Origin of the sequence: Bacillus cereus group sp. BfR-BA-01382 (assembly GCF_022663475.1) — a bacterium.
GTDB lineage: Bacteria > Bacillota > Bacilli > Bacillales > Bacillaceae_G > Bacillus_A > Bacillus_A thuringiensis_S.
In genome coordinates this window covers 1-235 of the sequence record NZ_JAKUFQ010000412.1, presented here as the reverse complement: position 1 = coordinate 235, position 235 = coordinate 1, and the positions used below count along the sequence as shown (strand labels likewise).

Here is a 235-nt window from a genome sequence, read left to right as displayed (position 1 = left end):
ATCCATAATCGCCGCTTGGCCATATAACTCAAATGCCTCTGCAATTTTTTGTTTCGCTTCCGCTTCTGCTAAACCTTTTAATCTGATAACATCTGCTTCCGCTGTACCTTGTGCTTTTTGTACTTCTGCTTTTGCTTGACCTTGCGCTTTTTCGATTTCCGCCTTCGCTAAACCTTCTACACGAACTTCTTCTGCACGTGCTCTTGCTTCCGCTTCAATTTTATATTGATCTGCA

General features: G+C 42.6%; 1 pseudogene. It reads right to left on the bottom strand.

What is annotated here, in order from left to right:
* Positions 1-235 (bottom strand): annotated as a pseudogene (locus MR160_RS34535) (flotillin family protein); the annotation flags it as partial.